The 12799-nt window shown below is 67.1% G+C and carries 8 protein-coding genes; 1 reads left to right on the top strand and 7 read right to left on the bottom strand.

Going from position 1 to position 12799, the window contains the following annotated elements; genetic code table 11:
* Positions 1-45: 45 nt before the first annotated feature.
* Positions 46-1557 (bottom strand): porin, encoded by a 1512-nt coding sequence (locus VEC57_15975; protein HYC00633.1) that lies wholly within the window; start codon positions 1555-1557, stop codon positions 46-48.
* A 403-nt stretch (positions 1558-1960) separates the two neighbouring features.
* Here VEC57_15975 and VEC57_15970 point away from each other — a divergent pair, with 403 nt between their 5' ends.
* Positions 1961-4159: an amidohydrolase family protein gene (locus VEC57_15970; GenBank protein HYC00632.1), complete on the top strand. Its 2199-nt coding sequence runs from the start codon at positions 1961-1963 to the stop codon at positions 4157-4159.
* A 79-nt stretch (positions 4160-4238) separates the two neighbouring features.
* Here VEC57_15970 and VEC57_15965 read toward each other — a convergent pair whose 3' ends face one another.
* From VEC57_15965 to VEC57_15940, 6 genes are all read right to left on the bottom strand, one after another.
* On the bottom strand, positions 4239-5444 hold the full coding sequence (locus VEC57_15965) for a hypothetical protein (GenBank protein HYC00631.1): 1206 nt from the start codon (positions 5442-5444) through the stop codon (positions 4239-4241).
* A 386-nt stretch (positions 5445-5830) separates the two neighbouring features.
* On the bottom strand, positions 5831-7288 hold the full coding sequence (locus VEC57_15960) for a porin (protein ID HYC00630.1): 1458 nt from the start codon (positions 7286-7288) through the stop codon (positions 5831-5833).
* Positions 7289-7353: 65 nt separating this feature from the next.
* The gene (cysW, locus tag VEC57_15955) at positions 7354-9591 is read right to left on the bottom strand and encodes a sulfate ABC transporter permease subunit CysW (GenBank protein HYC00629.1); all 2238 of its coding nucleotides are present in this window, start codon (positions 9589-9591) and stop codon (positions 7354-7356) included.
* Positions 9578-10405 (bottom strand): sulfate ABC transporter permease subunit CysT, encoded by an 828-nt coding sequence (cysT, locus tag VEC57_15950; GenBank protein HYC00628.1) that lies wholly within the window; start codon positions 10403-10405, stop codon positions 9578-9580. The genes cysW and cysT overlap by 14 nt, the downstream gene beginning before the upstream one ends.
* Positions 10406-10440: 35 nt before the next feature.
* A complete protein-coding gene (locus tag VEC57_15945; protein HYC00627.1) occupies positions 10441-11490 on the bottom strand; it encodes a sulfate ABC transporter substrate-binding protein in 1050 nt (349 codons plus the stop codon).
* Positions 11491-12336: 846 nt separating this feature from the next.
* Entirely contained in the window at positions 12337-12795 is a 459-nt protein-coding gene (locus VEC57_15940) for a hypothetical protein (GenBank protein ID HYC00626.1), read from the bottom strand.
* Positions 12796-12799: the final 4 nt, after the last annotated feature.

Raw genomic sequence — 12799 nt, 5'->3', positions numbered from 1 at the left:
ACGTGAGGGTGTCGATCTGCGCGAGCGACACTTCTTGGCTGCTCCTCAGAACACGAACTGCATGCGCGTCAGGAAGACGTCTTCATCGCGCCGGTTGGCAGGGGCGACGCGCGGTGCAATTGCGCCGCGCCCGCCTTTGAACTCGCTGTGCTCGTAGTCGAGGTAGAACGCGACGTTCTTGTTGAGGTACCAGTTCAGCGCCAGCGTGTAGGCGTCGGCTTGGGTGGCAGCGGCCTCGGGGTCGGCGAAGCCGAGGCGGAACGCATCGTCATCGACGTCGAGGCTGGAGATGCGCGCAGCGATTTCCCACGCACCCCAGCCGCCGCGGCCGAAGTCGAACGGTTGGGCGGGAACGACGGCCTTGTAGGATGCGTCCTCTCCCGTCAGCACGTAACTGACGCGCGCCTGCCACGCATCGTTGGCGGTGGTGCCGTGAACGGCGCCGCGACGCAGCTCCTGTGACGAATGGACGTACTCGCCCATCGCGCCGAAGGGGCCGAAATAATAATAAGCCTGCGGCGAGACGCGCCAGTGCGTGCCGTCGGCGAAGGTGGCGTCGTCGCTGCGATACCGGAAGAAGGCCGAACGGCTGGAAGTGCGAAACTGCGGCAGCTGCGGACTGCTCGTCGTGCCCTGGTGCTCGCCGTAGGTGCCGGCCAGACCGAGGCCGAAGCCGTGCAGGGCTTCCACCGGCGTTGCCTTCCAAGGGTGCGCGAACACGCGCGCGACGACGTCGACGCCGTCGTTGAAGTTGGCTTCGGCGCTGCCGCCGTCGGGCGCACCGTTGAAGACGCCGGCCTGGTAGCTGAAGACCTCGTCGGCGACGTCGCCGAAGAAGTGCGCGCCGATGTCGCGGTTGGGCACGAGGTTGTCGGCGAGCGAGCGCTCCATGATCGGTAGGTGCGAGCCCGACTGCAGCCGCTCGAGGCCGAAGGGCGTGGTCGTCTTGCCGATGCGCAGCACCGCCGCCGGCGAGAACTTCGTATCGACGTACGTCTCCAGCAGCGTCAGGCTGCTGCCGGCAAAGTCAGGCCGGATGCGGAAGTCCCAGTGCTCGGCCAGCGTGCCCCGGACGTCGATGCGTGCGCGGCGGATGAAGAAGCCGTCGTTGATGTCGCGGCCGTGGTGGTCGAGGGCCCAGCGGCTGTCGACCTGACCGTAGCCGCCGATCTGCAGCTTGTACCCGCCGTCGCCGGTGCCCAGGAAGAAGCCGTCCTTGTAGCCGGCGGTGACGTTGGGTTTGTCCTCGGCGGCCGCCGTCTTGTGCGTCGCGGATTTCTTCTGGCTAGCAGCCGAGGCCTCGCCCGCGCCTTCGTCCGCCGCGCCTCCGGCTGCCGCATCGGAAGACGTGGTCGCATCGGTCGCGGGACGTTCACGGTCCCTTTGCAGCTCCAGCAGCGCCTTCTCGAGCTGCTCCACCCGCTGCCGGAGGGCGCGTATCTCTTCGGCCTGCGAAGCATCTTCGGCATGCGTGGCGGCGGGCGCCAGCAGCGTCACGAGGAGCGAGGCTGCAATGGCGGCGCGGGCAACGTCGGTGCGGCGTACGTTCTTCGTCATGCGCTGTCCTTCCTTTCCAGCCGGTGGCATGGCAACGGCACCGGCTTTTGCCAGCACATACATGTTGCGTCCGCGCGTCCGAAATGCCGCCGATGTGCGGCGGTACGTGCGCCGCGCGCAGATCGGACAATGGAGCTCCGAACGCGCGCAGGTGCTCTGGCCCTGCGTAGGTTGCGAACGGCTGCTGCAGCAGCGGCACGTAGATGACGAGGCCGAGCAGCACCAGCTCCCAAGCGATCGCCAGGTTCAGCCACTTGTTCTCGAAAGGCCGCGAAAGCACCGAGGGATACTCGGAGCGGAAGCTGAGCAAGCGGCCGCGGCGACTCGCGAAAAAAAGCTCCGCACTTGTGGCGCGAAGCGATATCGCCGTGATAAATGCGCGGCAGCGTTGCAGGAGGCCAGCATGGCACGTTCGAGTTCGCTGTTCCCGTGGCTGATCGCGGTGGCGCTTTCGGTTCCACTGTCGCTGGCGACGGCTCTGGCAGAGCCGGTCTTCGTTGGCGTGCTTCCCAAGAAACTCTCCATCACCGACCAGGGCGGCGGCGCCGGCAAGCTCAAGCTCATGCTGGCGGACGGGGCAATCGACAAGGGCGATGCGCCCGAGCCGGCCACCATCGCCTCCGCGACCTACGTCGCCTACGACGGTGCTTCGACCAGCTTCGAGGTGCCCGCGGGCGCGTTCAACAATGTCTTCGGCTGGATCTCCAACGATGCGACCTCCGCGCGCTTTCTCAACCGCGACGCGCCCGACGGGCCGACGCGCGTCCGTTCGCTGCAGGTACGCACCGGCTCGCTGATCAAGCTTGCCGCGTCGGCGACCGGTGAGGTCGGGCAGTCGCTCGATGTAGCGGGGGAAGGCGCGCCCACCGCCGGTGTCTCCGTGGCCGTCTGCATCGCCAACGGCGGCGAGGAGATCTGCCACTGCGCCACCGCCCAGACCTGCAAGTGGAAGGAAACCGGCAGCGGGGCGAAGCTCAGCTGCAAGGGCGGAGTTGCCGACCCGGCATGCGCGGCCATTCCCGCTGCGGGCTCCGATGTCGCCTGTGCCGATCTGCCCGAACCGCCCTCGGGACCATGCGAGGTCACAGCAGGCGACGACAGCACACTGCTGCTGGGCGACGTGCTGGCGCCGCTGGTGGTCTATCGCGGAGGCCAGGTGCTCGTCGATGCGACCGGGCTCATCGCCTGCGTCGGCTGCGACTGTGCGGACCAGGCGCCCGGTGCAACGCGCGTCAGCTGTCCGGGAGCTGCAATCTCGCCCGCTCTCGTCAATCCGCACGAGCATCTCGGCTTCGCGCACAATTCTCCGGCGGCCGACACCGGCGAGCGCTACGAGCACCGTCACGACTGGCGGCTCGGTCTGAACGGACACACGCAGATCAGCACGCCCGGTGGCGCCAGCATCAATCAGATTCGCTGGGGCGAGCTGCGCCATCTGCTCGGCGGCGCCACGTCGATCGTCGGCGGCAGCAATGGCGCTGCCGGTCTGCTGCGCAATCTCGACTCGCTGACCAACCAAGGCGGCCTCGAGCAGGACAGCGTCGAATACGACACGTTTCCGCTCGGCGACAACAGTGGCCCGCAGGTTGCCAGCGGCTGCGACGGCTATCCCTCCATCGTCGACGACGCATCGATCGCATCCGAGGACGCCTACGCGGCGCACGTCGCCGAGGGCATCGATGCGTTCGCCGCCAACGAGTTCTCCTGTCTGTCCACCGACGAGGGCTCGGCCGAGGACGTGCTGGAGCCGCAAAGCGCGTTCATCCACGCGCTTGCCGTGGATGCCGACTCGGCAGCGCTCATGGCCGCGCAGGGCACGGCGCTGATCTGGTCGCCGCGCTCCAACATCCGCCTGTACGGCAACACCGCGCAGCCGCAGGTCATGAAGCGCCTGGGCGTGCAGGTTGCCCTCGGCACCGACTGGACCCCCAGCGGTTCGATGAACATGCTGCGCGAGCTGCGCTGCGCCGCCGACTACAACGACGTTTATCTCGACTCGTACTTCTCCAGCCGCGATCTCTGGGAAATGGCGACGATCTCGGCCGCCGCAGCAGCCGGTGTGAACGACGTGGTGGGGTCGCTTCGCATCGGCAGGGAGGCCGACATCTCCATCTTCTCGTCGGATGCAGGCGATGGCTACGACGCGGTCGTCGATGCCGAGCCCAAGGATGTCCTGCTCGTGCTGCGTTCGGGCACGGCACTCTATGGCGACAGCTCCGTTGTCAACGCGCTGGCTTCTGGCTGCGATGCGCTGGACGTGTGCGGGCAGGAAAAGCGCGTGTGCATGATGTCGGAAACGGGCATGACTCTGGCGCAGCTGAGCGCCGCCGTCGGAGCCATCTATCCGGCCTTCGCGTGCGGCGTGCCGCCGGACGAGCCCACCTGCACGCCCTCACGTTCGGTCAGCGTCAACGGCTCGAGCGTCTACGACGGCTCCACCGTCCTCGGCGACGTCGACGGCGACGGCATCTCCGACGGAAGCGACAACTGCGTGCAGGTTTTCAACCCCGTGATGCCGGTCGACGATGGAGTGCAGCGGGACGCCGACGGCGACGGAGAGGGCGACGCCTGCGACCTGTGCCCGCTGTCAGCCGGCTGCTGAGCGTCGGCGGCCCCGAGCGCTGCATGCGCTCGGGGCCCGACGACGCGCAGAGGAACTGCATCCGCGCAAGCTCAGGGTCTCATTGGCATGCGCAACGGAACTCGTTTGCGATGTTCACCGGCCGGCACTCCCGATTCGGCGGGCACAGACCGCCGCACTGGTCGTTCATGACGCCGCACGACGGCGGGTCGCAGTTGCATGCGCCGCTGGAGTCTACCTTGCACGTCTGAGCGTCCGGGTCGGGGCAGGCGCCGCCGCACTGGCCGTTGGCGTCGCTTCCGCACGGCGTCGGGCCGCAGCTGCACGTGCCGTTGGCATCGAGCAGGCATTCCTGACCGGTCGGACACTCGCCGCCGCACGCGCCAGTGAACGGATTCTGCTGACATGGCATCGGATCGGGCGCGCCGCAGCGGCATTGATCGTTGGCATCCCGCGCGCAGACGTCTCCGGCAATAGGGCAGTCGCCGCCGCACGTGTCCGTTCCGGCGATGAGCCCGCATGGCGTCGAGGCAGGTACGCAGCGGCACTCGTTGGCGCTGGTGAAGACGCATTTGTCCGCCTTGTTCGGACATTCGCCGCCGCAGGTTCCGGTGGCGGTGTTGATGCCGCAGATCGGCGGAGGCGGTGGGCCGCATTCGCACGCCTTGTCGCCCGCCGCGGTGACGACCACCTGGCACTGGGGCTTGTCAGGGTCGGGACAGGGGCCACCGCAGAATCCCTGCTTGTCCGGCTTGCCGCCGCAGACGTCATTGATCGCGGGCGCGCACCGGCACGTGCCGTCGGCGACGATGCGGCATTGATCGGAGGATTCGGGACAAACGCCTCCACACTGCTTGCCGTCGACGGTTCCGCATGGGGGCGGACCCTTTTTCGCCGGAATGTAGACCTTCTGGATCCTGTAACGGCGCTGGCGATGATTGCCGAACTGGTCGACGACGATCTTGCTCGTCGGCGCGCCCTGCTGCTCGCACTTGACGAGGTAGCCGATGTAATCGACGTGCAGCGGCGGGCCCACGATGTCGGCCCGCTCGTCCGCTTCGGCCGGCTCCACGTTGACCTTCGTTGCAGGGACGCAGAAGTCGTCGACCTTGACGATTCGACATCCCTTCGCCGAAAACTCCGGCTGCAGCTCCGCGAAAAGGTCGAAGGCGACGGCCACTTGGAGTTTGTCGACAGCCTTGTAGCAGACCAGATGGTCGAGTTGCGCGCCCGCCGTCGATGGCACGAGCGCGAGCGCAAGAAGGCCTGCGCAACCGCACGTCAGCAACGTACCGATCCGTTTCATTGGTTCCGTCCTTTTTTGAGTTTGTACTGTCGCCGGCGACAGAAGATTGAATGAGACCATCTTCGGCCCGCATCACAGGCGTCGCGTACGCAGCGCCCCCCGCTTTGTTCGCTGATCAGGGTCCTGCGGCCATGCACGCCGCTTCGGACGTCGATGGTGTGCCAGCTGCACACCATGGAGCCGGTATGATGCCGCGTGTCGCCGCCTGTCAAGACGGTGCGGACGAAGGCACGCCGCTTCGGGGCACCTGCTCCCGTCGCCTCACGCTGCTGAGAGGAGCTCTCACGAGGCCAGGCCGCACGGCCAACGACGTGCCCGTACACGCGGCGTGACATCACGCCGTCACGGCACGGGCCGCCGTTGCCGCGCGAAAGAGACCCGCGAGATCAGAACACGAACTGCACCCTGGTCAGGAACACGTCTTCGTCGTTGCGGTTTTGGGGCGCCACACGCGGTGCGGTGGCGCTGCGGCCCGCCTTGAACTCGGAATGTTCGTAGTTGAAGTAGACGGCGATGTTCCTGTTGACGTACCAGTTGAGCGCCAGCGTGTACGACTGCGCCTCCGTCGCCGCCTGGCTGTGGCTCGCAAAGCCGCGACGGAACGTGTCGTCGTCGACGTCGAGCGCCGCCGCGCGGACCGCGAGCTCCCATGCGCCCCAGCCGCCGTTGCCGAAGTTGAACGGATTCTCCGGCACTACGCCCTTGTAGGAAGCGTCCTCGCCCGTCAGCACGTAGCCGACGCGCGCCTGCCAGGCTTCGTTCTGCGTCGTTGCGGCAGCCGACGCGTTCTTCAGCTTCTGCGACGACAAGACGTACTCGCCGAGCGCGCTGAACGCCCCGTAGTAGTAGCAGGCCTGCGGCGAGAGGCGCCAGTGCGCCCCGTCGGCGAACGTCGTCTCGTCCACGCCGGCCGTGGCGGTGTCGTCGCTGCGATAGCGGAAGAACGCCGAGCGGCTGGAAGTACGGAACTGCGGCAGCTGCGGATTGGTGGCGCTGCCCTGATGCTCGCCCCAGCTTCCCGCAATGCCCAGGCCCACGCCCTGCCCGAACGTCCACGCGGTGTTGCGAAAGGGCTGGGAGAACACGCGCCCGACGAAGTCGACGGCATCGTTGACGTTGACGTCGGTGCTGCCGCCGTCGACGACGCCGTTGAAGACGCCGGCCTGGTAGCTCAACACGCCCTGAGCAACGTCGCCATGGAACTGGACGCCGAGATCGCGATTGGGCACCAGATTGTCGGTCAGCGCGCGCTCCATGAACTGCAGAGCGGTGGCCGATTGCAGACGCTCGATGCCGAACGGCGTCTTCATCTTGCCCACGCGCAGGATCACCGGAAGCGCGAGCTTCCCGTCCACGTACGCGTCCTGCAGCACCAGCGTGCTGCCGGCGAAGTCCGGCATCAGCCGGAACTCGAAGCGCTCGGCCAGCGTTCCCCGGATGTCGAGCCGCGCACGGCGGATGCTGAAGCCGTCGGTGATGTCGCGGCTGTGGTGATCGAGCGCCCAGCGGCTGTCGAGATGGCCGTAGCCGCCGACTTTGAGCTTGTACCTGCCGTCGTCCGAGTTGAGGAAGAAGCCGTCCTTGTAGCCCGCATTGGGCTTGGCCTTGGTGCGAACCTCTTCGGCGACTTCGAGCGTGCGCGTGTCCTTCTGGACCTGTTGGAGCAACTTCTCGAGCTGCTCGACGCGCTCGCGAAGCTCGCGAACTTCGTCGGCCTCGCTGGCCGTGGCAGAGCCGGCGGACGCGGCCGGCGGCGCAAGCATGCCTGCTATCAGCACGCTTGCGGCGACAGCGGTGGCGGCCGCGCCGCGGCGGCGGGAAATGAAACGATTCTGCGGGAACATGGCATTATCCTTTCTTCTCGGTCAGGTGCCCGAACGCCGCTGCGTTCGGCACTGACGGTTGATCCTCAGATCTGGTAGTCGTGGACGAACACCCGAAGACGTTTGGGGAAGACGTAGACGGTGGTGCCCTGCTCGAGCGCCAGCTCGTTCCACCGGTCCTGCGCGACCTCAACGGCCAGCGGGATCCCGAACTCCTCCGACAGCACTTCGGCCTTGATGACGGCGCCGCTGCGTCCGACGCGCGTCAGGGTACCGCGCAGACACGAGCCTCCGCGCGGGATGCGGTCGATTTCGAGCTCGTGCGGCCGCACGTACGCCTTGGCCGGTCGCGACACCTCGTGCGGATAGTCGGGATAGGACAGCTCGAGACCTCCCACGTGTGCACGTCCCGCTTCGACGCGGCCGTGGAAGACGTTGACGTTGCCGAGGAAGTCCAGGACGAACGAGTTCGCCGGGTGCTCGAAGATCTCGCCCGCCGTCCCGGCCTGCTCGATCCGTCCGTGGTTCATCACGACCACGCGGTCGGCCACCTCGAACGCCTCTTCCTGGTCGTGCGTAACCAGGACGCTCGTTAGCCCGATCTCGTGATGGAGCTTGCGCAGCCACGTGCGAAGCTCCGTCCGCACGCGCGCATCCAAGGCGCCGAACGGCTCGTCCAGCAGCAGCAGCTTGGGATCGGGCGCGAGTGCACGCGCAAGCGCTATGCGCTGACGCTGCCCGCCCGACAGCTGCGCCGGCGACTGCTTCTCGAGGCTGGCCAGCTGCACCAGGTCGAGCAGCTCGCGCACGCGCTTCCGGATCCGGTCCTCCGGCCATTTGCGCACCCGCAGGCCGAAGGCGACGTTCTCGAACACGGACATGTGCCGGAACAGCGCGTAGTGCTGGAAGACGAAGCCGACGTTGCGGTTACGCGGCGACTTGTCGGTCGCGTCCTCGTCGCGATAGTAGATCGTCCCCTCGTCGGCCAGCTCCAGGCCCGCAATGATGCGCAGCAGCGTCGTCTTGCCCGAGCCCGAGGGCCCGAGCAGCGCCAGCAGGGTCCCGTCGGGGACGTCCAGGTTGATGTTGCTCAGCGCCGTGAAGTTGCCGAAGCGTTTGGTGACGCCGCGCACCGAGATGCCAACGCCCGCGTGCGCTTCCTCGCCGCCGCTTGCGCCGCCGCCGCTTGCGCCGCCGCCGCCTGCACTGCCACTGCCGCTTGCGCCGCCGCCGCCGCCGCTTGCACTACCGCCGCCGCCGCTTGCACTACCGCCGCCGCCGCCGCCGGCCACAGTGCGAAGAGCCGTCGTGGGAGCATGTCCGCCGCCGACGCGAAGCGGCAGCGCAGTGAAGGAAGGCATCACGCCGCCGGCCACGCCGGCCAGCGCCGGCACCAACCCCGGCGCCATCCCCTCGCTGACGACATCGTCTTCGGGAACCTCCAGGCGCGCTGCCAGCTCGCGGCGCGTGCGCCATTCGAGGAACGTCTTGGCACCCAGCGTCACCAGCGCCAGCGAGCACAGCAGCGAAGCGACCACGAAGGAGGCCGGCTGGTCGTACTCCTGAAACAGCTTCTCGACGCGCAGCGGAAGCGTGTCGGTCTGCCCGGTGACGCGGCCCGAAACGACATAGACAGCGCCGAACTCGCCCATCGCGCGGGCGTTGCACAGGATCGTTCCGTACAGCAGGCCCCACTTGATGTTCGGCAGCGTCACCCGCCAGAAGAGCTGCCAGGCGCGGGCACCGAGAGAGACGGCGGCCGTCTCTTCCTCGTCGCCGATCGCTTCCATCAGCGGGATCAGCTCACGTGCCACGAACGGCAGCGTCACGAAGGAAGTGACGATGATCAGCCCGGGCGTCGCGAACAGGATCTTGATGTCGTGTTCGCGCAGCCACTCGCCGAAATACCCCTGCAGCCCGAAGAGCAGCACGAAGATCAGGCCGGCCACCACCGGAGAGATCGCGAACGGCAAATCGATCATTGACGTCAGCAGCGCACGTCCGCGAAAGCGGAAGCGTGCAATGGCCCACGCCGCGGCGATGCCGAACAGAATGTTGAGCAGCACCGCTACCGGCGCCACCGTCAGCGTCAGCTTGATCGCCGCCAGCGTGTCGGGGTCGCCGACGAGCGTGTCCCAGTATGTCGCAGGACCGTTCTTCAGCGCCTCGTAGAAGACGTTGACGACCGGAATGACGATCAGCCATGCGAGCAGCACCAGCGCCGCCGCGATCAACGGATATCGCACCAGTGCCGAGTCCTGCTGCGCTCTTCTTTGGTTGCCATCGTACGCGCCTTGCGGCGCTGTGCGCTCAAACGTAGCCATGACGCTTGCTCCATCGTTCCATCAGGTTGATCAGCACCAGCAGGGACAGGGAGATCGTCATCAGCACGACGGCGATGGCCGCGGCCTCGCCGTAGCGGAAGCTCTCCAGAGCCGAGACGATCAGGATCGGAGCGATCTCCGTCTTCAACGGGATGTTGCCCGAGACGAAGACGACCGAGCCGTACTCCCCGAGCCCTCGCGCGAAGGCGAGAGCGAAACCCGTGGTGATGGCCGGCAGGAGCGTCGGCGCGATCACGCGCGCGAACGTCTGTGGCCGCGAAGCTCCGAGACAGGCCGCGGCCTCCTCCATCTCGGCGTCGAAGTCCTCGAGGATCGGCTGCACCGTTCGCACGACGAACGGCAGACCGATGAAGAGAAGGACCAGCACGACGGCAAGGCGCGAGTACGAGCCGTGAATGCCCATCGGAACCAGGTATTGACCGAGCCAGCCCTTCTGCACGTACAGGCTCGAGTAGACGAGGCCGGCTACGGCAGTGGGCAGCGCGAACGGCAGATCGACGAGGGCATCGACGAAGCGCTTGCCGGGGAAGCGGTAGCGAACCAGCACCCAGGCCACCAGCACGCCAAGCGGGATGTTGGCGATCGCGGCGACGAGCGATGCGCCGACGGTAAGTCCGTACGCCGCGCGTGCGCGAGGCGTCCAGACTGCGCCGAGGAACTCCTCCCAGGGCAGCGAGCCGGCCTTGAGCAGACACGCCGCGAGCGGAATCAGGACCAGCAGGCTCAGGTACGTCATCGTGTAGCCGACGCTGAGCCGGAAGCCAGGCAGGATGCGATGATTGGTTGCGATCATGGTGCTCCTCCAACGATCCGAGTGGTTCGAAACCTTCAGCGGCCGCTCGTGTAGATCTGGTCGAAGATCTTGCCTTCGTTGAAGAACTTGTCGTTGGCCGCATCGAAGCTCTCGACGATGTCGGTCACCGGAAAGAGCGAGACCGGCGGAAACTTCGCCGCCAGCGCCGCCGCACCTTCCGTGGTCGGACGGTAGTGGTGCCTGGCGATGATCTCCTGGCCACGCGGCGTGTAGAGAAAGCCCAGGTAGGCCTCGGCAATCTTGCGCGTGCCGTGGCGGTCGGCGTTGCGATCCACCACCGCCACGTGCGGCTCCGCGAGTATGCTGATCGACGGATAGACGATCTCGAGCTCGCCTCCGGACTCTTCCGTGGCCAGGTACGCCTCGTTCTCCCACGCCAGCTGCACGTCGCCGATGCCCTTCTGCGCGAACGTCGTCGTCGCGCCGCGCGCACCGGTGTCGAGCACCGGCGCCTGCTTGTAGAGCCTGGTCACGAACGTCTTGGCGTCGTCCTCGCTTCCGCCGCGCTTGATCACCGCGCCCCAGGCGGCCAGGAAGCTCAGCTTTCCGTTGCCGGAGGTCTTGGGGTTGGGCGTGATGATCTCCACGCCGGGCTGAACGATGTCGTTCCAGTCCTTGATGCCCTTGGGGTTGCCCTTGCGCACCACGAACACGATCGTCGACACGTACGGCAGCGAGCGATGCGGGAACTCGTTCTCCCAGCCGGCGTCGATGAGGCCGGTCCTGCGGATCGCATCGGTGTCCGGCCACATCGCCAGCGTGACCACGTCGGCGCCGAGGCCGTCGTTGACGGCGCGCGCCTGCGAGGAGGAGCCGCCGTGGGACTGCTTGACGTCGAGCGTGACGCCGAAGTCCTTCTCGGCCTGCGGGATGAACGCGGAGTTGATCTCCTTCCACAGCTCGCGCGTCGGATCGTAGGAGACGTTGAGCATCTCCTTCTCTTCGGCGCGCGCCAGCGAGGACCAGGAGGCGCCGGTCAGCACGAGGCCGGCGGCGATGGCGGTGAGGGCAAAATGACGGCCGAGAACGGCGCGCGTCTTACTCGTGAACGGTACAGGCTTCATTGTTGCATCTCCTCGCGCCGCCGAGCGGACGCACGTGTTGCGGACGTGCGCCTGCCGGCGACGTTGACTGGGCCGTCGGGTCAGGCCGCCGGCCGGTGTTCATGCGGCGCCGGGAGGGCCCGGCGTCGCGAAATCAGGTTTTCGAAGAATAGGGTGGCTGTGCGGCGCGAGGGCCGCGGAGCGTGTCTAGCGACAACAAAGACAGCCCATCGACATGGAAACGACGATGGGGCCATAGGCGCGAAGCGCCGCATAGGAAGGTAGCGTGGAGGCGACGGCGGCCGTCCGACGACCAATGAACGTTGCGCCGGTGGCGCGGTGCGAAATGCCGGCTACGCGATTGCGCAAAGCGACGCCGCGCGCAGCGGCGGCCGCTTCCAGACGAGCGGCCGGTGCGGCGCCAGGCCGCTCCGGACGGCCGGCGTCGCGTGCCGATGCGCCGGTGCCGGGACTGCGTTGGGTTGTGCCGATCATGTTCCTTCTCTCTCTCTTGGCGGCCCTGGCCGCGTCGTTTGCTGCCGATCGATGATGCGAAGCCCGAAACGAAAAAGGCCCGGGAGGATGCGTCCTCCCGGGCCTTTCGAGCCTCGCGGCGTGAACCAGTGTCTCGTTATGAGAGCCTGGATACAGCGCGACCTCGACCGCGGGAGGTTCCCCGGGCCTGACAACAACACATGCCGGTCGCGCCGAACGCCTTCATCGCGGGCGGTTATGCCGGCCGAGGTGGCGGCAGTCAAGCATTCATTCGGTTTTTTTCACCAGCGCGCTGCGATCCGCCGGTGGATCCAAGGCTGGTGATCGTTACCGGCGAAGAGCGCGAGCGGCATCGCAACGCTGACGAGTCCGTCAGGGAGACTTCGCCACGAAGCAACGGCTGCGCACCTTGACCTCGAGCTGCTGCGTCGCAGTCGCGAAGACGTCGAGTCCGTCGATATCGACGCGTGCGCCTCGTCCGCCGCGAGGGTCGTCCTGATGATAGATCACGCGGCCCTTTCGGGACGCGGCAAAATCGAGAAGACGCTGCACGCGTGCGCCGCGGTCGCCGCCGCCGAGCTCGTACCGCCGCCACATCTCCCAGGCACGCTCCGATGTCGGCCATCCCGGCAGCCATGCGCAATCCACGATCTCGTCGCGATCGCTGCGCTCGGAGACGACCAGGCCGGAGGCGACGGCGGCTGCGGCCTGCTCGAGCATTGCTGCCGCCTCTTCGCGCGCCTGTTCGCTCGTGGGCGGGGTCGTGCAGCCGAGGAGTGCAGCAAGAGACGCCGAGGCTGCAGCACCCGCCAATGCGTCGATCCATCGCATGGCC

This window comes from Candidatus Limnocylindrales bacterium (genome assembly GCA_035626395.1).
GTDB lineage: Bacteria > Desulfobacterota > Binatia > UBA1149 > CAITLU01 > DASPNH01.
This window is presented reverse-complemented; position numbering and strand designations above follow the sequence as displayed.

Bases quoted from the DNA above. Each gene is read 5' to 3' on its own strand.
- VEC57_15940 (HYC00626.1), bottom strand. From the start codon at position 12,795: ATGCGATGGATCGACGCATTGGCGGGTGCTGCAGCCTCGGCGTCTCTT.
- VEC57_15960 (HYC00630.1), bottom strand. From the start codon at position 7,288: ATGTTCCCGCAGAATCGTTTCATTTCCCGCCGCCGCGGCGCGGCCGCC.
- cysT (HYC00628.1), bottom strand. From the start codon at position 10,405: ATGATCGCAACCAATCATCGCATCCTGCCTGGCTTCCGGCTCAGCGTC.
- VEC57_15970 (HYC00632.1), top strand. From the start codon at position 1,961: ATGGCACGTTCGAGTTCGCTGTTCCCGTGGCTGATCGCGGTGGCGCTT.
- cysW (HYC00629.1), bottom strand. From the start codon at position 9,591: ATGGCTACGTTTGAGCGCACAGCGCCGCAAGGCGCGTACGATGGCAAC.
- VEC57_15945 (HYC00627.1), bottom strand. From the start codon at position 11,490: ATGAAGCCTGTACCGTTCACGAGTAAGACGCGCGCCGTTCTCGGCCGT.
- VEC57_15975 (HYC00633.1), bottom strand. From the start codon at position 1,557: ATGACGAAGAACGTACGCCGCACCGACGTTGCCCGCGCCGCCATTGCA.
- VEC57_15965 (HYC00631.1), bottom strand. From the start codon at position 5,444: ATGAAACGGATCGGTACGTTGCTGACGTGCGGTTGCGCAGGCCTTCTT.